The organism is Synechococcus sp. H70.1 (assembly GCF_047502705.1).
In the GTDB taxonomy this organism is placed as follows: Bacteria; Cyanobacteriota; Cyanobacteriia; order Thermostichales; family Thermostichaceae; genus Thermostichus.
In genome coordinates this window covers 14,356-37,823 of sequence record NZ_JANSIV010000034.1, presented here as the reverse complement: position 1 = coordinate 37,823, position 23,468 = coordinate 14,356, and the positions used below count along the sequence as shown (strand labels likewise).

Annotated in this window: 23 protein-coding genes; 12 read left to right on the top strand and 11 right to left on the bottom strand. The window is 60.8% G+C overall.

Annotated features, from left to right (window positions below; translation table 11 throughout):
• Positions 1 to 17: 17 nt before the first annotated feature.
• Together NW827_RS02430 and trmH are read right to left on the bottom strand one after the other, a co-directional pair.
• A complete protein-coding gene (locus NW827_RS02430) occupies positions 18 to 995 on the bottom strand; it encodes an alpha-ketoacid dehydrogenase subunit beta (RefSeq protein WP_414361652.1) in 978 nt (325 codons plus the stop codon).
• Between the two features lie 179 nt (positions 996 to 1,174).
• Entirely contained in the window at positions 1,175 to 1,759 is a 585-nt protein-coding gene (gene trmH, locus NW827_RS02425) for a tRNA (guanosine(18)-2'-O)-methyltransferase TrmH (protein ID WP_414361654.1), read from the bottom strand.
• A gap of 107 nt (positions 1,760 to 1,866) precedes the next feature.
• Here trmH and NW827_RS02420 point away from each other — a divergent pair, with 107 nt between their 5' ends.
• On the top strand, positions 1,867 to 2,874 hold the full coding sequence (locus NW827_RS02420; protein ID WP_414361656.1) for an o-succinylbenzoate synthase: 1,008 nt from the start codon (positions 1,867 to 1,869) through the stop codon (positions 2,872 to 2,874).
• Here the strand turns inward: NW827_RS02420 and prfB are convergent.
• A protein-coding gene (gene prfB / locus NW827_RS02415) for a peptide chain release factor 2 (RefSeq protein WP_414361813.1) occupies positions 2,871 to 4,002 on the bottom strand; the annotation gives its coding sequence in 2 pieces (ribosomal slippage) (positions 2,871 to 3,929 and positions 3,931 to 4,002; 1,131 coding nt in all). The two genes, NW827_RS02420 and prfB, sit on opposite strands and share 4 nt — an antisense overlap.
• Before the next feature lie 143 nt (positions 4,003 to 4,145).
• Here prfB and NW827_RS02410 point away from each other — a divergent pair.
• The gene (locus NW827_RS02410; protein WP_414404416.1) at positions 4,146 to 4,535 is read left to right on the top strand and encodes a DUF4359 domain-containing protein; all 390 of its coding nucleotides are present in this window, start codon (positions 4,146 to 4,148) and stop codon (positions 4,533 to 4,535) included.
• Here the strand turns inward: NW827_RS02410 and NW827_RS02405 are convergent.
• Positions 4,532 to 5,653 carry a methyl-accepting chemotaxis protein gene (locus NW827_RS02405; protein ID WP_414503303.1) on the bottom strand — a complete coding sequence of 374 codons (1,122 nt, stop codon included), beginning with the start codon at positions 5,651 to 5,653 and terminating at the stop codon, positions 4,532 to 4,534. The genes NW827_RS02410 and NW827_RS02405 overlap by 4 nt on opposite strands.
• Before the next feature lie 845 nt (positions 5,654 to 6,498).
• Here NW827_RS02405 and NW827_RS02400 point away from each other — a divergent pair.
• From NW827_RS02400 to NW827_RS02390, 3 genes are read left to right on the top strand one after another with little or no spacing between them, the layout of a single operon-like run.
• Positions 6,499 to 7,035: a DUF3110 domain-containing protein gene (locus tag NW827_RS02400; RefSeq protein WP_414404414.1), complete on the top strand. Its 537-nt coding sequence runs from the start codon at positions 6,499 to 6,501 to the stop codon at positions 7,033 to 7,035.
• A gap of 50 nt (positions 7,036 to 7,085) precedes the next feature.
• Positions 7,086 to 7,811: a hypothetical protein gene (locus tag NW827_RS02395; RefSeq protein ID WP_414503302.1), complete on the top strand. Its 726-nt coding sequence runs from the start codon at positions 7,086 to 7,088 to the stop codon at positions 7,809 to 7,811.
• A gap of 7 nt (positions 7,812 to 7,818) precedes the next feature.
• Positions 7,819 to 8,025: a hypothetical protein gene (locus tag NW827_RS02390; RefSeq protein WP_414503301.1), complete on the top strand. Its 207-nt coding sequence runs from the start codon at positions 7,819 to 7,821 to the stop codon at positions 8,023 to 8,025.
• A gap of 181 nt (positions 8,026 to 8,206) precedes the next feature.
• Here NW827_RS02390 and NW827_RS02385 read toward each other — a convergent pair whose 3' ends face one another.
• The 3 genes from NW827_RS02385 to larE all read right to left on the bottom strand — a co-directional run bounded on the left by NW827_RS02385 (position 8,207) and on the right by larE (position 11,411).
• Positions 8,207 to 8,488, bottom strand: a complete 282-nt coding sequence (locus NW827_RS02385; protein ID WP_414361666.1) for a DUF1830 domain-containing protein — start codon at positions 8,486 to 8,488, stop codon at positions 8,207 to 8,209.
• Positions 8,489 to 8,741: 253 nt separating this feature from the next.
• Entirely contained in the window at positions 8,742 to 10,544 is a 1,803-nt protein-coding gene (locus tag NW827_RS02380) for a DUF3769 domain-containing protein (protein WP_414503300.1), read from the bottom strand.
• A gap of 3 nt (positions 10,545 to 10,547) precedes the next feature.
• Complete coding sequence (larE, locus tag NW827_RS02375) at positions 10,548 to 11,411, bottom strand: ATP-dependent sacrificial sulfur transferase LarE (protein WP_414403721.1); 864 nt, start codon at positions 11,409 to 11,411, stop codon at positions 10,548 to 10,550.
• A gap of 179 nt (positions 11,412 to 11,590) precedes the next feature.
• Here larE and ebsA point away from each other — a divergent pair, with 179 nt between their 5' ends.
• Genes ebsA through NW827_RS02345 form a run of 6 tightly spaced genes read left to right on the top strand, consistent with a single transcriptional unit; the run spans position 11,591 to position 17,384 of the window.
• Positions 11,591 to 11,962: a type IV pilus biogenesis protein EbsA gene (gene ebsA / locus NW827_RS02370; RefSeq protein ID WP_414361670.1), complete on the top strand. Its 372-nt coding sequence runs from the start codon at positions 11,591 to 11,593 to the stop codon at positions 11,960 to 11,962.
• Positions 11,952 to 13,619, top strand: a complete 1,668-nt coding sequence (gene cimA, locus NW827_RS02365) for a citramalate synthase (protein ID WP_414403720.1) — start codon at positions 11,952 to 11,954, stop codon at positions 13,617 to 13,619. Before ebsA ends, cimA begins: the two co-directional genes overlap by 11 nt.
• Positions 13,620 to 13,637: 18 nt before the next feature.
• A complete protein-coding gene (gene coaE / locus NW827_RS02360; protein ID WP_414403719.1) occupies positions 13,638 to 14,291 on the top strand; it encodes a dephospho-CoA kinase in 654 nt (217 codons plus the stop codon).
• Between the two features lie 48 nt (positions 14,292 to 14,339).
• Positions 14,340 to 14,813: a hypothetical protein gene (locus NW827_RS02355; RefSeq protein ID WP_414403718.1), complete on the top strand. Its 474-nt coding sequence runs from the start codon at positions 14,340 to 14,342 to the stop codon at positions 14,811 to 14,813.
• Between the two features lie 57 nt (positions 14,814 to 14,870).
• The gene (locus NW827_RS02350) at positions 14,871 to 16,817 is read left to right on the top strand and encodes a DNA polymerase III subunit gamma/tau (protein WP_414503299.1); all 1,947 of its coding nucleotides are present in this window, start codon (positions 14,871 to 14,873) and stop codon (positions 16,815 to 16,817) included.
• A 39-nt stretch (positions 16,818 to 16,856) separates the two neighbouring features.
• The gene (locus tag NW827_RS02345; protein WP_414403716.1) at positions 16,857 to 17,384 is read left to right on the top strand and encodes a hypothetical protein; all 528 of its coding nucleotides are present in this window, start codon (positions 16,857 to 16,859) and stop codon (positions 17,382 to 17,384) included.
• A gap of 1 nt (position 17,385) precedes the next feature.
• Here NW827_RS02345 and NW827_RS02340 read toward each other — a convergent pair whose 3' ends face one another.
• Positions 17,386 to 17,982 (bottom strand): chromophore lyase CpcT/CpeT, encoded by a 597-nt coding sequence (locus tag NW827_RS02340; RefSeq protein ID WP_414403715.1) that lies wholly within the window; start codon positions 17,980 to 17,982, stop codon positions 17,386 to 17,388.
• 122 nt (positions 17,983 to 18,104) lie between these two features.
• Here NW827_RS02340 and rlmN point away from each other — a divergent pair, with 122 nt between their 5' ends.
• Entirely contained in the window at positions 18,105 to 19,193 is a 1,089-nt protein-coding gene (rlmN, locus tag NW827_RS02335) for a 23S rRNA (adenine(2503)-C(2))-methyltransferase RlmN (RefSeq protein WP_414403714.1), read from the top strand.
• Positions 19,194 to 19,197: 4 nt separating this feature from the next.
• Here rlmN and NW827_RS02330 read toward each other — a convergent pair whose 3' ends face one another.
• From NW827_RS02330 to NW827_RS02320, 3 genes are all read right to left on the bottom strand, one after another.
• Positions 19,198 to 22,113: an ATP-binding protein gene (locus tag NW827_RS02330; RefSeq protein ID WP_414503298.1), complete on the bottom strand. Its 2,916-nt coding sequence runs from the start codon at positions 22,111 to 22,113 to the stop codon at positions 19,198 to 19,200.
• A 122-nt stretch (positions 22,114 to 22,235) separates the two neighbouring features.
• The gene (locus NW827_RS02325; protein ID WP_414403712.1) at positions 22,236 to 22,439 is read right to left on the bottom strand and encodes a hypothetical protein; all 204 of its coding nucleotides are present in this window, start codon (positions 22,437 to 22,439) and stop codon (positions 22,236 to 22,238) included.
• 391 nt (positions 22,440 to 22,830) lie between these two features.
• A complete protein-coding gene (locus NW827_RS02320) occupies positions 22,831 to 23,421 on the bottom strand; it encodes a thioredoxin family protein (RefSeq protein ID WP_414361690.1) in 591 nt (196 codons plus the stop codon).
• Between the last annotated feature and the right edge of the window lie 47 nt (positions 23,422 to 23,468).

Here is a 23,468-nt window from a genome sequence, read left to right as displayed (position 1 = left end):
GCTATTTGGCCAGGGTTTTAAGCGTAGAGCAGCCGCTCCACGGCTGCCACAATGTCTTCTGGCTGCACAATGGTGGCTGCTTCCAAAGTGCCGTTGTAGGGAGTGGGAATGTCTTGGGAAGCCAGGCGCACCACCGGCGCATCCAACTCGTCAAAGAGTTCTTCCATAATGCGAGCAGTTACCTCTGCTCCGATGCCACCAGTTTTCACATCTTCCTCCACAATGACCACTCGGTGCGTTTTGCGCACCGAAGCTGCAATGGTCTCCATATCCAACGGCTTGAGGGAGATCAAATCAATCACCTCAGGATCGATCTCCTGCTCCACCAAGGTCTCCACGGCTTTGAGCACGTGGTAGCGCATGCGCGAGTAGGTAAGGAGGGTAACGTCGGATCCAGGACGGACAACTTCTGCTTTATCCAGGGGCAAAAGGTACTCCTCCTCTGGCACCTCCCCCTTCACGTTGTAGAGAAGAACATGCTCAAAAAAGAGAACGGGATTGTCGTCGCGGATGGCCGACTTGAGCAGACCCTTGGCGTTGTAGGGAGTGGAACAGGCAACGATCTTTAGCCCCGGCACCGCCTGAAAGTAGGCCTCCAGCCGCTGCGAGTGCTCAGCCCCCAACTGCCGGCCCACGCCGCCCGGCCCGCGGATGACAATTGGAATCTTGAAGTTACCGCCGGAAGTGTAGCGCAGCATGCCGGCATTGTTGGCAATTTGGTTAAAAGCCAGCAGCAGAAAGCCCATGTTCATCCCTTCCACCACGGGGCGCAAGCCGGTCATTGCCGCCCCAATGGCTAGGCCGGTGAAGCTGTTTTCACAAATGGGGGTGTCCAGCAGGCGCATCTCCCCGTACTTGCGGTATAGGTCTTTGGTGACTTTGTAGGAGCCGCCATAGTGGCCCACATCCTCTCCCAAAACAAAGACGTTGGGATCCCGGGCCATTTCTTCGTCAAGGGCGGCACGCAAAGCGTTGTAGAGGAAGGTCTCAGGCATAGGGGGCAACTGTTGCTGGAAAATGGGGCTAGTCTTTAACATTAAACCACCAACCTCCCCATCCTGACCGTGTTTGCCCGCCAAAGCGGTAGCCACACCCTTGGTCAGCGCCTCTCTCGCCTGACCTGCTGCAGATGGGTCTGGCCTGCCTTGCCCTGCTTGGGTTTCGCTCTAGAAAACTACTTCATAAGCCAGTCCTCCAAAATCTGCTGGTACAGTTCGGGATCCAGGCGCGGTGTATCGTAAAGCCCTGCTTGGAGCCTTTGTCTTTGAGCCTCAAAGAGAATCACTGCTGCTGCCACCGAGACGTTTAGGCTCTGCACCATGCCCAGCATGGGGATATGGATAAGCGCATCAGCTAGGGCCAAGGCCCGCTCGGAAACCCCCCACTTCTCGGCTCCAAAGACGATGGCGGTGGGGTTGGTGTAGTCCACCTCGCGGTAGTTGCGGGCCCCCTCCTTTAAGGCAGTGGCGTAGATTTGGAAGCCTTTTTCTCGAAGGTGCTGGAAGGCCTCCTCCGTGGAGGGGTGAATCTTTAAATAGACCCACTTGTGGCTGCCGCTGCTGGTCTCGTTGAAAGTGGGCACCCCCTCCGTGGGGTTCACGGCGTGGACCCCTAGCACCCCTACAGCATCGCAGGTGCGCAGGATGGCAGAAAGATTATGGGGTTTGTGGACGTTTTCTAAAAGCACCGTGAGGTCCGGCTGCCTGCGCCTTAGAACCTCCTCCAAGCGTCTTCGCCTCTCTGGAGTGCGCTCCTTCATGGGTGGTACCTGGAGAAACCTTCGCTTTAGCTTAAAGGCCTGGCGGTGAACTACCCCAGCTCTGCTACCCGTAAGCTGGCTCTCGGTTACCTTTGGGGGAGGATCGCTTGCTGGCCCGCCTTGAAGTTTGCTGCTATTGGCGACCTTTCCAGCAGCCCTTGCGCACCCGTTATGGCTGGTGGTCAGTGCGCAAAGGAATCCTCGTCCGCCTGACGGATCTGGAGACAGGTCAGCAGGGCTACGGGGAGATAGCCCCTATTCCTTGGTTTGGCAGTGAGACCTTTGAGCAGGCTCTGGCCTTCTGTCGCCAGTTGCCGGCCAAGCTCTCAGAGGCGCAGATTAAGGAGATCCCGGCAACGCTGGCCGCCACTCGCTTTGGGCTGGAATGCGCCTGGTTGGCCTGTCGGGATCCTGGCTGGCTGACTAGGGATCTCTCCGGCCTTTCCTTTTGTGGTTTTTTGGGGAAGGCTCCCCCCCCAGGTTCCTACCCAGTCTACAAGGGCAAGGTAGGAGTGGATCCCTTCGCAACGGAGTGGAAAAAGCTGGAAAGCTGGCTGGAGCAGTTGCCGGCGGGAGCCCGGCTGCGTCTGGATGCCAATGGCGGCTTGACCCTAGCAGAGGCGCGGCAGTGGCTGGCTGCCTGCGACCGGCTCAATCGGGAGTACCCGGGCAAGATTGAGTTTTTCGAGCAGCCTTTGCCGCCAGAGCAGTACGCTGACTTAATCCAACTGAGCCGCGAGTTTCAAACCCCCATTGCCCTAGATGAGTCGGTGGCCAGCCTAGAGCAGTTGCAAGCTGTCCACCGCTCCGGCTGGCAAGGGATCCTGGTGGTCAAACCCTCTTTAATTGGGTCGGGTCTTGCCCTCAGGGACTACCTCAGCCAACACCCGGGGCTGGATCTAGTGTTCTCCTCGGCCCTGGAAACCCCCATCGGCGCTTGGCATGGGCTAGCCTGGGCGGGATCCCTGCAAGCCAAAAGCGCCTACCCTAGGGCCGTAGGATGGGGAGTGGGGGAGCTTTTCCAGGAAGGGGATCCCCTTGCCCTGGTCAAGCTCTCCGCCCAGGAGCGGGCCGCTCTAATGCAGGCAGTGTGGGAGCGCTACAGCCAGTCCTAGACGGCAGCAAGCTGCTGTTTAGCATGCTCTTGCCGCAAGTAGGCCTGGATAAAGCGCATCAGCTCCTCCGGCTCGCCATTCATAAACGCCTCGACATTGTAGGTTTCGGCGTTAGTCCGGTGGTCTTTGATTAATTTGTAGGGATCAAAAGTGTAGGTGCGAATCCGGCCCCCAAAACCCTGGGTCACTATCTCGCCGCGGATCTCGGCTAGCTTTTGCCGGCGCTTCTCCTCTTCCAATTCAATTAGCTTCGCCTTCAGGATCTGGATGGCCCGCTCCTTGTTTTGCAGTTGGGAGCGCTCTTCGCTGCAGCGCACGGCAATACCAGTGGGCTTGTGGATAACCCGCACTGCCGTTTCCACCTTGTTCACGTTCTGGCCCCCTGCCCCGCCCGAACGGCAGGTCTCGAACTCCAGATCCTCCATCCGCAGCTCAAACTCGTTCTCTTCCTCCAGGATGGGCATGACCTCCACGCCAGCAAAGCTGGTCTGGCGCTTGCCATTGGCGTTGAAAGGGCTAATGCGTTCCATGCGATGGTTGCCCTTCTCAGCGGAAAGATACCCGTAGGCATAGGGCCCCTCAATCAGCAAAGTGGCTGACTTGATGCCAGCCTCTGCCCCTTCTGAGTACTCCGAAAGGGTAACCTTGTAGCCCTGGTTCTCCGCCCAGCGGGTATACATTCTTAGAAGCATTGCCGCCCAATCCTGGGCATCGGTTCCTCCGGCGCCGGCGGTGATGGTGAGGATGGCCCCGTTTTTGTCGTAGGGGCCGGAAAGCAGTTGCTGCAGCTCCCATTGGCTGAGCTCCCGCTCCACCGCCGCCAGGGATCCGGACACTTCCGCCAACAGCTCCGGGTCGGGATCCTCTTGCAGCAGCTCCAGGGCGCTGGCGGCATCTTCCAGGCAATCCTTCCAGCGGTGAACTTGATCCCAGGAGGCCTTGAGCCTGTTGAGCTGCCGCAGATGGCGGCGGGCTGCCTCGGTATCGTTCCAAAACTGCGGCTGCGCCGCCTCTTGCTCCAAAATGGCGATCTGTTGCTCTAGGCGGGGCAGGTCAAAGATAGTCCTGAGCACTGCTCAGGCGCGCGGTGAGCGATTCTAGGCTGCGTCTTAGATCGGCCAGTTCCATGGGTTTGTAGAGGCTATCTGAAGTCATCGGGTCTGGGATCCCATCTTAACTTCCTAGCCCGCTGACGGGCGCATCTAGATTGGGGAAATGGCTGGAGGGATCTGAGCCCAGAGGAAGATCGGGATCTTGTTTTGGAGGCTGCCATGGCGAAGGTTCTGGGCTTGCTGTCCGGACTGGCTCTGGCCATCTCCAATCCCACCCCGGAAGCGTACGGGGCCTACGCAGGGGAACAATTGGCTGCCTATGCTACACGGGAGTACTGCGCCCAGCTCGCGGCTTTTTTGCCCACCCTCATTGAGGAATGTCACGCCCTTGTCCAAGAGCTGCAACCGGAGTTGGCAGAGCTGTTCCTGCGCCAGACCCGCCGGCAAAACTTCATCCTCTTCAGCCTCTACAGCACCGATTTGTCGTTGCTTAACTTTGGCCCGCTGGGGATCTCCTTGCCCACCTACCACTTCCAAACTCTGACGGTAGCAGGGCAGTTTTACACCTACGAGATCCGCGAGGGCCAGACCACTCCCAAAAAGGACTAAACCTGGGCCCGCTCCAAGAGGGCTTGCAACTCCTCCAGAGCCGCCTGGGCCGACTGGGCCTGCTGGTAAAGGGATTGCACCATCTCGGCGCTGGCCTGGGCTGATTGCAGGGTGGATTGACTCTGGCGTTGGATGCGCTCTGCCAAGCTGCGAATGCGGTTGCTGGCTTCGGTGGTGCGCCCCGCTAATTTGCGAATCTCCTGGGCAATGGCACCAAAACCGCCGCCCCCACCCCTGCGGTTGGCCTCCACAGCCGCGTTAAAGGAGAGCAGGCGAATATAGCCCGCCACCTCTACGATCAAGTCAACGATGGTGTTGATTTCTTTGAGCTCGCGGGAGAGCTCCTGGTTGCTGTCGGCAATTTCCTGAAATAGGCGGCGCACGGCCTCTACTCCGGCAAAGGTGGCGGCAAAGGCGGATTTGCCCTTCTCCGAGAGCACCGAGCTGATCTCGATGATGCGGGCGTTGAGGCGGGCCAGCTCCTCGGAGCGCTGTTGCGCTTGCCGACGTTCCTGATCCAAAGCCAGGTTTTGGCGGAGAATCTCGGCTTTTTGCCGCTCCAGATCGCGGGCGTACTGAAGGCTGCGGTTTTTTTCCTGCTCCAGCTCGGCCAGGATCCGTTGCATCTCCTCCTGCTGTTCCCGCAGCTTCTGCTGCGTAGCCAGATGTACCTGAGACTGGGCCACCAACAGCACCGGCACGTCCAAAAGGCGGTAGTCCTGGGGACCAACTTGTACCACCACCGGGTCGTAGATGGTCTCCTGGGGCCGCTGGAAAGCCTGGCTGGCCGCCGCGAGGACATCGCAGTCGCCGGGGAGCAGCAAAAAGCCCTGCCCGTGGAACTCCACCAAGGAGCTGATGGGCCGCTTCAAAAACACGTCTAGGCCATAGGGCTTGCTCAGCATCCACTCCAAAATGGCGCGGCGGGTCAACATCCCCCTTACCTGCGATTGCTCATCCAACACGACTACCCCCGAAAGGCTGGGGTCATCTTCCAGGCGGCGCACCACATTCTCGCAGGGGGTGGACTCGTTCACCTGAAAGTCCACCAGGGCCAGATCGCGCAGCTTGGTGTTGATCGAGAGGGTGGGAGTGGGCGGATTGGTCAGAATGGCCATCCCAGGGATCCTCAGAGCGGCTTGGGCAGAGACAGGTGGCTATGTATGTATAAGCAGGAACATGACTCCACTCGGCTTTCCAAGGGACTAGGGGCAGAGCGAGCCAGTCATCTTCAGTTTGCCTCGTGATCCTACTAGCTACAACTCTCCAGGGGACTTTGCGAAAAGAGGCCCTTGATTGGTGGGCAGGCAAGGGACCCGACCGGGATCCGGGTGGATAGGTAGGCATTTGTGGCCAATCTTTGCCGTGGGAGTGGAGAAGCTGCCTCCGTTGAGAGAAGGCCCACCGCTTCAAGCTTACTGTGTGGCTGGAGATGCTTCCTCCTCCCCCAGAGGTTTCTTCGCCCAACAGCTTTGGCAATGCAAAGGCTCACCCCCGCTTGGACAGCCGTTGCTGCCGTTTTCCGCCTTGCCGCTTGACTAGGGTTGCGGACTTGGGGGTAGGGCCTGGTTACCAAGCAGCCTGCAAAGCGCTTCCGGCCGACAGCGGGAGTCTGCAAGAAGAGGCGGGCAGAGGGGAGTCCTTGCAGCAGAGGTAGCAATGGCTTGACTGTGGGGTTATTCCGCTTGGCCGCCTTGGCGGCAGCTGCTACCCGTCAGTGCGCCAGGTTACGAGCCGAGGGCAGAGGGATGGCCACTTCTGAGCTCAACCCCTGCCCAGCCAATTTTGGAGCTGGCGCTTACAGGGCAGGGCTTCTGTGGATTTTAGCTGGAAAACCCTTGGCTGGCGGTCTTGGTGGGCTTTGTCGGCGCCAGGGCGGGCCAAGCATGTTCCTCTCCCCAGCTTCTCAGAGCGGTTAGTCTAGACGATGATAGGGAACAGTCGAGGGGAGCAGAGCTGGTCAATGGACACTACTGAGGCCCTCCAAGTGCTCAATCTGCCGCCAGATGCCAGCGAACAGGAAATCCGGAGGAAATGGTTCCGGGAATACCAAGCTCTCACTGGCGCTCTTCTTGAGCTGGACGACGAACGCCAAAGGCCCCTGCTGGAGGCGCAACTGGCACGGCTAAATGAGGCCCGGGATGTACTGTTGGGCGGCGGATCCCAGACCGAGACGGTCTCGCCTTGGACGAGTGCAGAAGACCTGCCCCCACAGGTGATTGTGCTGCTGTACCGAGCCAATGGCCAGGAAGGGATCTGCACCCGCCAAATTGGGGGCAAGGACATTGTCATTGCCTTTGAGAGCATCTTTGGGGCGAAAAAGTACGCCCAGAGGTTGGCCCAGCAGGGGTTGCCCAAACCTGTGACCGAGCGCTTTGACACGCGGGAGATCGTTGATTTTTGCCGTGAGGGGGGCTATGGGTTGATGGTGGTTCCGGCCAACGAGGTGCTGGAGCCCCTGCCAGAGAGTACGGAAGCGGCGCGCAATTGGCAAGACTAATCCTGAGGAGCTGAACTGGAGTCCACTCACCTCGGTCAGGAGGGTCTTCAATGATCACTGCTGAGCCGATCTCTGCAGAGGAGTTTCACCAGATCCTGGCGGCGGATCTGGAGGCTTGCTGTGAGGCCTTTGGCTTGAGGGCGGAGTACTTGCGTCTGCAACAGCAACAACTGCGTTTCTGGGTCATGCTGGCCCTCTGCCTGTTGGTGATTGCTCTGGTGATCCTCTTGGGAACCCGCGATCCCGGCTATTGGCTGCTCTATGCAGTGGCAGTCTTGTTGCTGGGAGTAGTTTTCCTGGGGTTGCTCTGGGCTCTCCTGGAGTTGCGGCAAAACCTGCAGCGCATTCGTCAGCGCTGGAAAGAGGCCCATCTCCTAAATAGCCCTGCCAAGATCATGGAGTTTGCCAGTGACCTAGCCTGCAAGGTTAAGGAATACAACCACTGGGTTCAGGAGCTGCAACAGTCTTTGGAGGAGGGCCGTTATTGGCAAGACTTTCGCCAACTCAGCGAGGCAGAAAAGCAGTACATCCAGTCGCTGCTTTTGCAGGTACGAGCTCAGTTGATCACGGCCTTGCAGATGTGCAGAGCCTTGATGGAAAACCCAGGGGCCTCCGTGGAGCAGTATTTTCGTCAAGTGGTTTCCCGGGATCAGCAGTTACTCGAGCAATTTATTGCCAAAAACTTGACCGCTAACCGCTACGCCGCAATAGCCCGCCAACTCTCGGCGCTGGAAGCAGATCTGCAAACTCGGATCAGTGCCCTGGCCTTCCGCTAGTTTGGCTATGCTCAAGCCCTTGGTGAAGAGAACCCTCATCGTCCTGCTAGCTAGCGGACTGGGCCTGCTGGGATGCGGGGATCCCAATGTGCCGCTAACCCAACCTCCCCCCGAGGCTTTCCGGGTCAGCACCCCCCGTCCGCCACGCCTGGATCTCTACCCTACCCCACCACCACCGCCCCCTTCTACGCCAGCGCCGCCCCCAGCCTGCTAGAGCTCACGGCTCGCTGGCTCGGGATCCCGTGGCCGCCGCCCCAGCGCGAGACCAGCCCCCTGAGGCTGAGCGCCCGTTTTCTCGAGATCCCCCTGCCACCCAAGCCCTCCCCTCGCCCGGCCAGGAAAGAGGAGAGGCGGCAAAGCCACAAGACCTAAGTTCTGCTCTGTGGCCTGGAGGCTTAACCAACCACCGTCACCGGCTCCGTTTCTCTCACACGCAGCTTTTCGCAGGGGATGATGTCTGTCAGGATGGAGCTGGCCATCATGCCTGTGTGGATCTCCAGCTTGGCTCCTGGCAGCGCCTCAAACAGCAGCCGCTGCCCAGGAAAAACTACCCGCTCAAAGTACCAGTTTTCAATGTTGGTAATGCGAGCCACCTGAATTGAGCTGGTTGCATTGATATAGCTACAGGTTATTCGCTCTGCTTGTTTTTTCGCGGGGATGGCATCGAGAGTTTGCATAATAGCTCACCAGCCTGCCTTGCTCAGCTTGTCATCTAAGCTAGCACCGTCTGGGGATCATTGCAGTAGCCTGCGATACGGCGATCCCAATTAACAAAAACTAAGTCCCAAAAGACTTCTGTTCTTACGGTTCCGATTTCTAAAATGCCTTTTGGGAACAGGCTGGATTGAGCCAGGGATCCCTTCCCAGAGGGGCGCAGTTGCTATAGAAAATCTCCAGATAGCAGTAGCCAGAATTACATTTTTTCCTTGCTCAAGACTCTGGGAGCAAAGCTCCTCGAGGCTCCAGAGGGTCGCCGCTGGGATCCCAGTTCAGGCCTTCCACCCGTAGCTCTAGCGCTCCTGACTGCCGCAGCGGATTGTATTGCAAGCTAAGGCCATAGGTGCGGCGGTCATAGCTGAGGCGGTAGGTAATATCCACTTGCTGGCCTGACTGCAGATCCAGCGCCGTCTCTGCCCCCACTCGCAGCGGGCCATACAGCTGCTGCAGAAAGCCCAAGACCAGCTGCTCCCGGGTGGTGATGCGGTCAAACAAAAACGGCGAGGCCCCGGCCAGAAAGCCATTGGAGTAGGTTACCCTCAAGTTGGTGTAGTCAAAGGCATCTGCTACAAAAGCCCCAATCACCGCCTCCAGGCCAATGCTGCCGGCGGTGTAGCTTTGGGTGCGGCCATTGGAGTAGAAGGACTGGCTGCTGCTGAGGCCAGTGTTGAGCCAGATCCCCTGTTCCACGGGCAAAGCGGAAAAGCGGGGCGGCGGCTCGGCTGCACTCTTGGGGGGCCGCCAGAGGGGAAAAGAACGAGTTAGGGTTGCCCCCAGCTGCAGACGGGCAAGCTGGATGCGCTCCTTGGTATTGGCCAAAGCCCGCTGGGGATCAGGGTCGATGGTGCCGAGCTGTCCGAGGGCGTCGAGGTAATCGGCAGCTAGGCGGTAGCGGAAATCCAAGCCGGTGTTGCCAAGGCGAAGGGTGGGCGAACTGTAGCTAGCGCCAAAGCGATTCTCCACGATCTGGAACCCCAGGCGCCCGCTAAAGAAGCGCTCCCGGTAGGCGTAGGTGTAGGTCACCTGGCCGCCGTTGCCGGTGGTAACGCGATGTTCGAGCTGGGCTCGCAGGCGCTGGGCAAACTCCTCAAAGACAACCCCCCGCAGCTCGGCAAACAGGGAGGTTTGGGCAGGGGGCTGCTGCCAGCGCAACTCCGCTCGCAGCCCAACTCCGTCGCGGATCCCTTGGAGGCTCCCCCAGAGGCGCTGGGGATACAGTTGCGGGGAGAACACCAAACTGAGATGGGGATCCTGCAGCAGCTCAATGTTGGCTTGCAGGATTAGACCGCGCCGCAGCTCTTTTCGGTCGAAGTCATCGTAGAAAAGGCTAAGGGGCGGTTGGCGCTTCAAGGAGTCAAAACGCAGCCGCAGGGGCAGGGGCAAAAAAAAGACCTGGTCGAAAACCACCTGCCCCACCTCAGCAAGCAACAGGCTGGAGCCATCGGCCTGCAAGGTGGAAGTCACCCGTGGGCTGCGGATCTCCAGCTCCGGCGGCTCCAGGGGATCGTTGGTCAACTGCACCCGCTCCCCTTCCCAGCTGTTGGCATCAAAGCGGATGCGAGCAGCCCGGAAGCGCACCAGACGCTGGGGGGAGAGTCCGGCAGCCGGCAGCTGGCCAAGATCCACCTGGCCAAAGGCTTCTTCTAGAACTCCTCGCTCTTGCTCAAAGTCGTATTCCAGGCGGGATCCCTGGAGGCGCTGCTGCTCCAGCTCCACTGAGACATTGCCCTCGGCCACCGCCCGCCGCTGCTGCAGCTCAAGGCGCAGGCGGTCTGCCCGCAGTACAGAGCGGCCCAGCCGCATCTCAACGTTTCCTTCGGCCAAGAAAACCTGGGCCCGCTGATCAAAGGTTTGCCGGTTGGCGCGTAGCCGCAATGTGCGATCCGCAAGGGCTGCGAGGGTACTTGTCTCCACAGGCTGGGCGGCTGCCACCTGGCCTTTCTGGGCTGAGGCAGGAGCAGCCGTGGCCAGACCAAACACCCCCAAGCAAAGCCAGAGCCACCAAAACCCCTTCATGCTTCAGCTCAAACTCCCAGGCTGGGGAGGGTTGAGGGCGCGGTTGAGCTTGCCACTGCGGTAGCCCTCCAAATCGAGACTGACGTAGAGGTAGCCAAACGATTGCAGAGCCCTGACCAGCGCTTCTAGATCGGTTTTTTGCACAAACTCTCGGATCTGGTGGGGGGGGAGTTCAATGCGGGCAGTATCTTTTTCCGAGCGCACTCGCACCTGAGGCCAGCCCAAGCTGCGCAGATAGCGCTCAGCCAATCCCACCCGCCGCAGTTTCTCGGCAGTGATGACCTCGCCATAGGGAAAGCGGGAACTGAGGCAGGGTTGGGCCGGCTTATCCCACCAGGGCAGACCCAAGTGGCGAGACAACTGCCGCACCTCCAGTTTGCTCATCCCCACCTCTGCCAAAGGGGAGCGCACGCCACGCTCCCGGGCGGCTTGCACCCCTGGCCGGTAGTCCGCCAAATCGTCGGCATTGAGGCCATCGGCCACGTAGTCGTACCCCTGGGTTTTAGCCAGCTGGAGCAGCGTGGTGTACAGGTAACTTTTGCAGAAGTAGCAGCGGTTCGGGGGGTTGGCAGCATAGCGGGGATCCTGCAACTCCTGCGTCTCAACGATCTGATGGCGAATGCCAATGTATTGGGCTTGCCGGCTGGCCTCCTCCAGGTCTTCGGGCAAAAGCGCCGGGGAAGCGGCGGTGACAGCCAGAGCCTGCTCCCCCAACTGATCCCAGGCCAGTTTGGCCACCAGGCTGCTATCGATCCCTCCCGAGTAGGCCACTACAACCCGCTTCATGTCGGCGAAGATTTGGACAAGCTGCCGAAACTTGTGCCGCAAAGCGGGATCTAGGGTGGCAGGGCCAACAGGTGCGTGCATGAGGCTAGGCAGGCAGTAAGGTTTGGGCCAGAGCAGAAAGCAGGGGGTGTTTCCTTAGTCTATTGTTTCCTGGAGCTTCCTGACTATCCAAGGCTTTCAAGGCCCCTCTCTAGGCCAGTGGGCCACCGACGCGGTAGGCTGGATGGCAGGGAGATCCCTGCCTCTCCTTCTGACCTGCCATGACTTTTCAGGTTGAACCGGCCAGCCCGCCAGAGGTGGCCCTCTATCAGCCCTACTACGCCCTTGCCCGCCGGCAGTACCTGGCTCTAGCCGTGGGCCTTTACAAGAAGGGCAGCCTAGAGGGACAGCGGCCCATTGAAGGAGACAAGCCCGTCCCTTTCTTGGCCAGTTGGCCCGTGTTGCCTCTGCCCTCCGACCTAACGGTGGTGCAGGTTATCTTCGACCAAGACCCAGATCTGACCTATCAGCTCTCCCTAGCCAACTATGAGTTTGTGGACTACCTCATCGATGTGGTAGCGGCAATGCAGCGGGGCCAGCCGCCCAATTTCACCACCGCCTTTTACAAAAAGCTGATGCGGTATGAAGACTGAGGCCAATTCTCCAGTTGCCATCACCCTCTACGACACGACGCTGCGGGATGGGGCGCAGCGGGAGGGGTTGTCCCTGTCGGTGCAAGATAAGGTGCAAATTGCCAAGCTGCTGGATCGCCTGGGGATCCCTTTCATCGAAGGCGGCTGGCCGGGGGCCAATCCCAAGGATGTGCAGTTTTTCTGGCAGATGCGGGAAGAGCCGCTGGAGCAGGCGGAGCTGGTGGCCTTTTGCTCCACCCGCAAACCAGGGCGGCGGGCGGCTGAGGATCCCCTGCTGCAAGCCATCTTGGCAGCGGGCACCCGCTACGTGACGGTGTTCGGCAAGTCCTGGGATCTGCATGTTACTGAAGGGCTGGGCACCACCTTGGCTGAAAACCTGGCCATGATCCGCGACACCATCACCTATTTGTGCTCTCAGGGGCGCCGAGTGATCTACGATGCTGAGCACTGGTTTGATGCCTACCGCCACAACCCCGACTACGCCCTGCAAACCCTGGTAGCGGCTGCCGAGGCAGGGGCGGAGTGGCTGGTTCTCTGCGATACCAACGGCGGCTCCCTGCCCCACGAGATTGCCGCCATCACTGCAGCCGTTTTGGCAGAATCCCATCACTTGGGGCATTTGCCCATCGGGATCCACACCCACAACGACTCCGGCACTGCTGTGGCCAATGCCCTGGCGGCGGTCCAGGCGGGAGCGCGCATGGTGCAGGGCACCATCAATGGCTATGGGGAGCGCTGTGGCAATGCCGACCTGTGCAGCGTCATCCCCAACCTGCAACTGAAGCTGGGCTACCGCTGTCTCCCTGAGGGCAAGCTGCAACTCCTCACAGAAATCTCCCGGGCCATTAGCGAGGTGGTCAACCTGGCCCCCGATGACCATGCCCCCTTTGTGGGCCGGTCGGCCTTTGCCCACAAGGGCGGGATCCACGTTAGCGCTGTCCAGAAAAACCCCCTCACCTACGAGCACATTGCCCCGGAGCAGGTGGGCAACTGCCGGCGCATCGTGGTTTCGGAACAGGCGGGGCTCAGCAATATCCTCAGCAAGGTGGCCGGCTTCGGGATCCGGCTGGACAAGTCGGATCCGCAGGCGCGCTTGATCCTAGAGCGGCTGAAAACCCTGGAGCTGCAGGGCTACCAGTTTGAGGCGGCCGAGGCCAGCTTTGAGCTACTGGTGCGCAGCCTGTTGGGGCAGCGCTCCCAGCCCTTTGAGGTGCTCAGCTTCCATGTCAGCGCCACCACCCGCTCCGACTGGAGCAGCAGGAACTGGGATCCCAGTGGTGAGGCAGCGGAGGTGCAGTCCTTAGCAGCGGTGAAGATTGCCGTGCGGGGGCAGACGCGGGTGACGGCAGCGGAAGGGAATGGGCCAGTGGCCGCTTTGGATGGGGCGCTGCGTAAGGCCTTGCTGGAGTTTTACCCGCAACTAGAGGTCATTCACCTGACCGACTACAAGGTGCGGATTCTGGATGGCCAGGCCGGCACTTCAGCCAAAACGCGGGTGCTGGTGGAGTTTAGCGATGGCCACCGCCGCTGGACCACGGTGGGAGTTTCCACCAACATCATCGAAGCCTCCTGCCGGGCCTTGGTGGAAGGCTTTGAGTACAGCCTCTTGCCAGAACCTTGCCTTTCCCCACCCTCTGCCCAAATGGCTGCACCTTGAGGGGGATCTTCAGCCACCATGAGAATCATCGGCCTGACGGGCGGCATAGCCACTGGCAAATCCACGGTGGCCCGCATTTTGGAACGGCACGGGATCCCAGTGGCCGATGCAGACCAGATGGCCCGCCAGGCCCTTGCGGTGGGATCTCCCCTCCGCAAGCGGGTGCTGCAGCGCTACGGCCCGGCCATTCTAGATCCCTCTGGAGAGCTGGATCGCCGGCGGTTGGGGCAAATTGTGTTCGCCGATGCTTCCGAGCGGGCCTGGTTGGAGGCCCAGATCCACCCCTTTGTCAAAGCGCGGCTGCGGGAGTTTCTCGAGTCCCACGGAGCTTCTGCGCCGCCTGCAAATCCTCAAAAGGACGGCTCTCCCACCGTTTGCCTGATGATCCCGCTGCTGTTTGAGGCCCACATGGAAAACTGGGTCAGCGAGATCTGGGTGGTAACCTGTACCCCTGAGCAGCAGCGGCAGCGCCTGGCCCAGCGGGATCCCCTGCTGACGCCAGCAGAAATTGAAGCTCGCCTGGCCAGCCAGTGGCCCCTAGAGGAAAAGGCCCGTCGTGCCCAGGTGGTGCTGGACAATTCCGGATCCCTGGCGGAGCTGGAAGCGCAAGTGCAACAAGCCCTGGCGGCAGTGGGGCAGAAACCCTTGGCCTCGCCGCAGCAGGCTGGATAGAGTAGCGGATGGAGATCCCTTGCGCTTGGGTGAGTTGAGGCAAACGCAATGCAAGAAGCGCTTTGCGGCGGTGAAACGCTTGGCAGCAGCAGGCCGGAGTCCTGGTGGGCGCAAGCCCTGGCGGCGCGGGAGCAGGAGATCCAGGCTTTGCAAGAGCGCAACCGCCTCCTGCAGAGCCAAATTGATCTTTTGGAGTTGCGCCAAGAAAAGCAGCAGCGGCAACTGCGCAGCTACGAGGCAGAAATTGAGCAGCTCTACCAAGAAAAGCAGGTGTTGGAGCATCTGCTCCAGGAGCTGCCGCAGCTCTACCGCAGCAGGCTGCAGGCCCGCCTACAGCCCATCCGCGAGCGCATTGCTGCCCTTCAGGCAGAAAACCGCCGGCTTAAGCGGGAACTGGACCAGCTCAGCTACCGGCTGCAGGGCATGGATCAGTTGGATACCCCAAGCTGGAAGCTGCCCCTCCCCTCTCTCCCTGGCCTGCGCCGCTGGGATCCCCAGGACCCCTCTCCGCCTCGCCCTTGAGTTTCGCCCCAGCCCTAGGAGCGCAGTCGAGGCGCTGCTTGCTCGGAGATTTGGGAAATGGCCTATGAGCCCCTGCACCTAAAATACCGCCCGCAGCGCTTTGCCGAGGTCGTCGGTCAAGGAGCAGTAGTGCAGACTCTGGCCAATGCCATCCGACAAAACCGGGTGGCGCCGGCTTATTTGTTCTGCGGGCCGCGCGGCACGGGCAAGACCTCCAGCGCCCGCATTTTGGCCAAGTCCTTAAACTGCGAGCAGGGGCCGACGCCGGATCCCTGTCAGGTGTGCAGCCAGTGCCGCGCCATCACCGCCGGCTCTTCTCTGGATGTGATTGAAATTGACGCCGCCAGCCACACCGGCGTGGACAACATCCGCGAGCTAATCGAGCGGGCCCAGTTTGCGCCGGTGAGTAGCCGCTACAAGGTCTACATCATTGACGAATGTCACATGCTCAGCAACGCGGCCTTCAACGCTTTGCTGAAGACCCTGGAAGAGCCGCCCCCCCGCGTGGTGTTTGTCCTCGCCACCACCGACCCGCAGCGGGTTCTGCCCACCATCGTTTCCCGCTGCCAGCGCTTTGACTTCCGCCGCATCCCCCTCGACGACATGGTGGCCCACCTGGGCAAGATCGCCGCCCAGGAAGGGATCCCCATCACAGCAGAAGCCCTGCAGCTAGTAGCCCAAATTGCCCAGGGCGGGCTGCGGGACGCCGAGCGCCTGCTGGATCAGCTTAGCTTGCTAGAGGGATCCATCACCCCAGAAGTTGTCTGGGATCTGGTGGGCGGGATCCCGGAACAGCAGCTTTTGGAGTTGACGGATGCCCTGCTGGCCCAGGATGTAGAGGGGGTGCTGGCTCAAACGCGGCAATTGCTGGAGCGGGGCAAAGAGCCCCTGGTGGTGCTGCAGAACCTGGCGGCTTTTTACCGGGATCTGCTCCTGGCCAAGACGGCCCCCCAGCAACGGCATTGGGCGGCGGTAACGGATCCCACCTGGGCGGCCCTGCAACAGCGGGCCCCTCGCTACTCCGTAGAGATGCTGCTGGCAATCCAGAGCCATCTGCGCCAGTGCGAGCCGCAAATTCGCCAGAGCGGGCAACCCCAGCTGTGGCTGGAAATTGCTCTGCTGGATCTGCTGGGCCAGCTGCGCCCAGGGGCTGCAGCCAGCGCCGCGATCCCCCTTGCCTCTGCGGGCTTACCTTCTGCTGAGAAAACTGTCGATGCCTCCCCCCGCACCCCAGCAGAACAAAAGCAGAGGGCTACGGCAACAGCCACCCCAGAGTCCTTCACCCCTTCCCCTAGCCCAGCAGGGGACTTGACGCCCCTGCCGCAAGGACCCAGCCCACAAGAGCCGCTCCCTCCGGAAAAGGCAAAGGATCCGGCGCCTGCCCAGGTGTTGCGGCCCCACTGGGAGCAGTTTCTTGAAAACCTCCGCCCCATCACGCGAGGGCTATTGGCATCCGGCCATTTGCAGCAGGAGGCTCTTGTTTGGCTCGAGGGGACGGAGACCTTAGAAATTACCCTTGCTTTTCCCAATAAGGGCCTGGTGGAGAAGGTGCGCAGCAAAGAAGCCGAGGTCCACTCTGCTCTTTACAACCTGCTGCGGCGCCCGGTGCGGCTGAAGCTGGTGGTACAGCCACCGCCTCGCCTACGGGAGGGGCATGCTGGCCCAGCTGCGGCCCGTGACTCAAGGTTGGAGAGCAGCCCTCCTTCCCCCGAGCTCTCTCTTCCAAGACAGGCGGAGCTGAGGGCCCGGCAATCTACTGCCCCAGTGGTGCAAACCGCAAGGCCACCCTCCTACGACCTGGCCCATGAGCTGGCGGAGGTGGCCCGCCGCTTTGCTGACCATTTCAGCGGCAGTCTGGTGGATTTGCAAGGGATCCTGGCCGCGCCCCCAGAGACAGCAGCGGACCTGTCTGCCCTGGAGGGGGCTCCAGACTTGGGTGAAACCGACGGCTTGTTGACAGGCCAGGCCCCTCTGCCCCCCGAAGAGGAAGGGCAGCCTTTTTAGCGCTAGGCTGGGATTGTCTCAACCCCTGCGTCTTGAGGGATGATCTTCCCCATCTCGCCCTTGATCCGCTTCTCAGTCCAGGCGCTGTACTGGGCGCTGGTCCTGCCCCTACCGCTGTTGCTAGCCCGCCAAGGAACGCCCCTAGCGCTGGGATCCCTGCTGGCGGCACTGCTGGTGGGATGGGGGCTGCTCGTGGGATCCCTAAGCCAGCAGGTTCAGGTGGACGAGGTGGGCATGCAATCCACCTACCCCGCCTGGGTTCCGCCTTGGCTGCGCCAGGAGTGGCAAATCCGCTGGGCCGATGTCGAGCGCCTTGAACCCCGCTCCACCAGCCAAGGGGGCCTGGTGTACTACCTGGTCAGCCGAAGGGGGGATCGCGTCCTTTTGCCCATGCGGGTAGCCCGCTTCCGGGAACTGGTGGCGCTGGTGCGTCACCACACTGGCCTTGCGATAGATGGGCTGCGCCCCTATGTCCAGCCCTGGATGTACGCGCTACTGGGCGGCTGCGCCCTGCTGCTCTTGCTCTGGGATGGGATCCTTGCCTTCTGGGTTTGGACGGGGGGCTAGCTTAGCTCCAGCGGGGCAAGTAGCAGGAAAAATCCTGTTTCTTAACAAACCGAAAGGGCCCGGAAAGGGATCCCCAGACCACTTGGTCCGTTTCCGGGTCGCGGCCCTGATCCAGGCTGTGGAAGTAGTCGGCCCCAATCTCGAACTCGCTATAGAGGTAGGTGGTTCTGCCCTTGCGCTCGACGATACAGCCTTTGCCGGGCACGCTGCGGCCCCGGTAGCAGGATCCCGTCCACTCCACCTGGATTACACAGCCGGGCAAGAGTTCCAGCTCTGCCGCCCTCAGGCGGGCCAATTGCTCTAAGTTCCGACCGGCACATTTGTAGGCCTCTGGAGAGGTCAGGGCGTAGTTTTGGATGCGGATCCCCTCGGGGGTCTCGAAGAGATGGATGACCCGCTGCCGGTAGGGCTGGTCGGGGTAGATATCGTACAGTTGCTCCACGTAAAACCCTATCCCCTGAAACACCGACCACGGCAGGGGGCACTGGTAGACGTGAATGTTGGCAAACCAAACCGGCTCGGCCAGCGCCTGGTGCAGATTGTTGAAATGTCCGGCCATCCAGGTGGCCAGTTGGGCCAGTTGCGGCGAAACCGACATAGCGCGGGCAAAATCCTAACCAAGGGCAAACCTATTATCCAAGATGCTCGTCCTAGCTGCCAAAGCAAGCCTTGAGGGCCGCGAGCTAGAGTAGAAGAATGCAATCTGTTGCCACTTGGCCTATGTCTGCGGCACCTCTTCCTCTGCTGGGGCAATCTTTGGCTGCCTTGAAAGAGTGGGCAGTTGAGCAGGGGCAGCCGGCCTACCGCGGCCAACAACTGCACACTTGGCTCTACCAAAAAGGGATCCGCTCCCTGCAGGAAGTGACGGTCTTTCCCAAAGCCTGGCGCGAGGCGCTGCAGGATTATCCTGTGGGGCGCTCCCAGGTTGTGCAGCGGATAGAATCCCGCGACGGCACCGTTAAGTTGCTGCTGCAGCTAGCGGATGGGGAGTTGATTGAGACGGTGGGGATCCCAACCGCCAAGCGGCTAACTGTCTGCGTTTCCTCCCAGGTGGGCTGCCCCATGGCCTGCGACTTCTGCGCCACTGGCAAGATGGGCTACCGGCGCAACCTCAAGTTGCACGAAATTCTGGATCAGGTGTTAACGGTGCAGGAGGACTTTGGCCGCCGCGTCAGCCACGTGGTCTTCATGGGTATGGGGGAGCCCCTGCTCAACCGCGACACCGTGGTGCAGGCCATCCGCCGCCTCCACCAAGATATCGGCATTGGCCAGCGGCACATTACCCTTTCCACCGTGGGCGTGCCCCGGCAAATTCCCTGGCTGGCAGAGCAGAATCTGCAGATTACCTTGGCCGTCAGCCTGCATGCCCCCAACCAGGAGCTGCGGCAGCAGTTGATCCCTTCCGCAGCCCACTACCCCTTAGAGGCCCTGATCCGGGATTGCTGCGACTACATGCTGCGCACCGGGCGGCGGGTCAGCTTTGAATATACACTGCTAGCGGGGGTGAACGATCTGCCCCTCCATGCCCGCCAACTGGCGCGTCTGCTACAGCAGGCCAGCCAGGCGGGGGCCCGCCTGCACGTCAACCTGATCCCGTACAACCCCATTGCCGAGGCCAACTATCAGCGCCCCCACCCAGCGCGAGTGGCGGAGTTCGTCCGGCTGCTTGAAGAGCACCACGTGCGGGCCAGCGTGCGCCAAACCCGCGGCCTGGATAGCAACGCGGCCTGTGGTCAACTACGGGGATCCTTTCTGACCGCTTCCCCCGCGCCCTTGCCTTCCCCTGGGCCAGCCCTTGGCCGTCCCTAGACGCTCAAGTCCCCAGTTTTTTTGCAGTTGCCACCGGCGGGGCAGAAGGCAGCCAAACGCGAAAATGCGTCCATCCTTCCGAGCTGCTGACGGAGATCTGGCCCCCCATGTGCTCCACCAGTTGCTTCACCAAGGCCAGCCCCAGGCCGGTGCCGCCGTGCTTCCAGCGATCTGACTGCGGGATGCGGTAGAACTTCTCAAAGATGCGGGGCAGCTCCGACTCCGGGATCTCGCTGCTGTTGCTGCAGACAAAGAGGATCCCTTCTCCTTCCCAGGCCACCTGCAGGTGAATGGATCCCGCGGGGGCGGTGTATTTGACGGCGTTGTGCAGCAGCTCGCGCAAGATGCGGCCCAGAGCCGTGGGATCCGCCTCAAGGGGTGGGATCCCCTCTTCTAGATGCAGTTGCAAACTTTGGTTTTTGGCCTGGGCCAGGGGCTGAACTGCCGCCACCAGATCCCGCAAATAGCGCGGCAGGAAGATCTCTTCGGGTTGGAGCAGATACTTCTCGGCTGCCAGCCGCTGCATGTCCAGCAGGTCGTTGATGAGCTCAATTTGGCGGTTGCATTCCTTGAGGGCGATGGCGAAATACTGCTGCTGCTTCTCGGGGTTATCGCGGGCTATTTGCAACATTTGCAGGGCCATGCGCACATTGGTCATGGGGGTGCGCAGCTCGTGGGAGACGGTGCTCAAGAAATCGTCCTTGAGCAGGTTGAGCCGCTCCAATTCCTTCACCTGGGCCTGGGCTGCCTCATACAGACGGGCCTGCCGCAGGGCCAGAGCAGACAGGTTGGCCACCTGGTAGGCCAGTTGCCTTTCGGCTTCGGAAAACTTCTGCTGCCGCTCCAACAGCAACAGCCCCAGCCGCTCTTGCTTGTCCCAGAGGGAGCAAGCCAAAAGCTGTACCCAGTGCCCCTCTCGCTCCTTTTGACAACAGCAGTGGACTTCCCAGGGCTGCTCGAGAAAAGCATAGGAGTGCAGCAGGTGCCTCAGCTCGGGGTCGTTGAGGTAGGCGGGATCCGCCTTCTCCGGAAACGAGCAAGCCGGGATCCAGGAGGATCCATCGGCGCCGGTCAAGAAAATATGACAGCTGGTTAGGTTGAGGGCCTCGGCCAGGCTCTTGACCACCTCTTCCAGGATCTCCCCCTCCTTGAGGCTGGCCACCATCTGGCTGCTGAGGGAGCGCAGCACCGCCTCGAAGCGCAAAGCCTGCTCCAGCTTGGCAGTACGCAGCGCCACCTGGGCTTCCAGCTCGCGGTTGAGGGCTTCTAGCTGCTGCTGGGCCCGCTTTTGCTCGGTGATCTCCCGCCCCACCGACAGGATCTCCACCAGTTGGCCCTGGCTGTCGAAAATGCCCTGATCCACCCAGCTCACCCAGCGGGATTGGCCATCTTCGCCGGGGTACTCCCGCTCGCTGCGGTGGTAAGGGTGCTCAGGCGTCAGAGCCGCCAGCGCCTGCAGCACTGCCTCCCGTTCTTGCGGTGGCAGAGAGTCCACCCAGCGGCTACCTATCGTTTCTTCTGCAGAACGGCCGAAAAAGCGCAGGTAGGCAGGGTTGACATAGGTGATGCGGCTATCGGGCAAAGAGCGGCAGATCAGCTCCGTCTGCTGCTCCACCACAGCGCGGTACTGCTGCTGCTGTTGCCAGAGGCGATCCAGCAAAGCTTGTTGGTTGGTGGTCGCCTGCTGCCAAGCTTTGGCCAGGATCTGCACTTCTTGGATAGGGCCGGGATCCACAGGGGGCCAGGCCGGGATCCCAGTGTGCACAAATTGCTCCGCTATTTGGGTAAGGCGGCGCAGCGGACGAGAGAGGGCTTCGCTGAGGAGGATCCCGGCGGCCAAAAAGCCCAGCAGCAGCCCACCCCCCAACAGGGCCGCCTGCCGAGCACTGGCATAGACAGGGGCTAAAAGGGCGCCCTCCGGGATCCCGTAGACGAAGTAAAAGCCCGGCCCCCATTGATCCTGAATGGCCGTCACCTGCACCCAGTAAGGGATCCCGTCCACCCTAAGGCGCAGCAAACCTTCAGAGGCCGCCGTTGCCCAGGATCCCACCTGCTCTTGCACAGCCAGCAGCAGCGGCTGGGGAGAGAGCTCCTCCGTGCCGGCCACCACCTGGCCCTCTTCATCCAGCAACCAGCTCACCCCTGGATACGCCAAGCTGGCCTGCAGATCCTCCAGAAAAGCCTGCAGTTGCTGAGCCGAGAGAGCAGCCACCCAGCTGCCGTAAACCCGCCCCTCCGCCTCGGCCAAGGGCAGCGCTGTCAGGATCAGCCGCTCCGGCCTCTGATTGGGAAACTCGACAAAAAAGTTGCTCACCACCCAGGTACGGCGGGCCTCTTCCTGTTGCAGGATCCCGGGAAACCAAGACAGCCGCCGCAAATCCACCCAGCCCAACTGCCGCGTCAAGCCGGTGGGAGCCCCGCTTTCCGGATCCCGCTGGCGGCCCTGGACGGATCCCGGCTTCAGGCCCGGCGTGTGGTAAGTCCAAATCGACCCATCGGCGTGGCGGCGGGCGGTTACAAACCCCCCCTCCGCTGAGACAAAGCCGATGTAGCTCAGCTCGGGAAACTGCTGCAACTGGCGGGCAAAATAGGCCTCAAGCCTCTCCAGATCTTGCGGCTGAAGTGCGGCCAACTTGGGCAGTAGCTCCCACTGCACTGCCCCTTGATTGAGGGCATTGATCTGAAGGGGAGCTTGGAGATAGCGCCTGAGGTGCTCTTCAGTGCGATGGTGAACCTCCCTCTTCAGGTGCTCGGCCAATTGCAGCGCCATCTGCCGCCCAGCCCGCCAGGAGAGATAGCCCACCCCGCCTGCCCCCCCAGCCACTGCCAACAGCAGCGGCAACAGCAGCGCCACCCGCAAAGGGATGGGTTGGAGAGACCAGCGGGATTGCCCTTGGGAAGAACTCCAGGAAGATTGCATGGGATGGCCTGGGAGATGCTCCCCGACGGTCATCTTCCCAATGGGCCGAGAAAGCTGTCCCAGGAAATACTCTCTCTACTCTAGCAAGGGTTAACCTACCACCAGGGCCAGATTTTGAGTGGCTAGGCCGCAGAAGCCGAGATTGGCTTTTCCACTGCAACCTTTTGGCTAAGCAGCGCCAGGGTCAACTGATCCAGAATTTCTAGGTCGGCCTCCGAGTAACGTCCCTGCAAAAGCAGTTCGTTGATGAGGCTCTCTTGCTCTAGGCTGAGGAAGCTACTCTGAAACACTTGCGCAACTACTTCCTGGATACTGGGGGTATTCATGGCTGTCTCCGTTTGGGCTTTCCTTACTTCAGGGACGCTTGAGCCTTAGCTGCAGCAGGAGCCGTGTCCTGCCACTTTAGAGAAACCCTCCGCAGTTTCCCCAGGGAGAGGTTCTCGCTCAGCACCATTGCCAAGCGGTAAGTCCGGTAATCTAGGGTTAAGTCGAGAGGGGCCTGCATGCTGTTTTCTCCGTACTTCTAACGAGTTTAGCAAGTGCTCCGGGATATCACGTAAGCGATTTCTACGTTTTTTGTACACGATCTGGCGGAAACAAGCAAGGAGGAGCAACCCCCCGCATGGGGGGTTGCCTGCGAGCCTATGCGCCAGGGCGAAGATGGGGTGACCGCGGCAGCAGCTCTCCGGGAAGCTCGGGATCCGCCCTGCGGGAGGCTTAGGCTTGCTTGAAGTAGTCAGGCTCGTTGCCGGGCTTCCACTTGATGTTGCAGCCGAGGCTGGGCTTTTGGTTGGGATCGATGGGCTTGCCTGCTAGCAGGTTATCCAGGGCTGCCCGCAGATCTTTGCCGGTGACCGGCACATCCGTCAGGCTGGGACGGCTGTCATCCAGTTGGCCCCGGTACACCAGCTTGCGCTCTGCATCGAACAAGAAAAAGTCAGGGGTGCAAGCAGCCCTGAAGGCCTTGGCCACCTCTTGGGTTTCGTCGTAGCAGAAGGGGAAGGTAAAGCCCAAGGTCTCGGCCATTTTCTTCAAGTTCTCGGGGCTGTCCTCAGGGTAATTCTCCACGTCGTTGGCGCTAATGGCTACAATGCCGACGCCGCGGTCCTTGTAATCTCTGCCAATACGGGCCAGCTCTTCTTGCACATGCTTCACATAGGGGCAGTGCTGGCAGATGAACATCACTAGCAAAGCGGGCTTGTCGGCAAAGGTGGAGAGGGAAATGGTTTGTCCAGTTACCACATCCGGCAGGCTGAAGTCTGGGGCCGGGGTGCCCAAAGGTAGCATGGTCGAGGGAGTACGGGCCATAGCAAACCTCCAGCGTAAAGTTTCCTTAATCATCATGGCTCATCCCC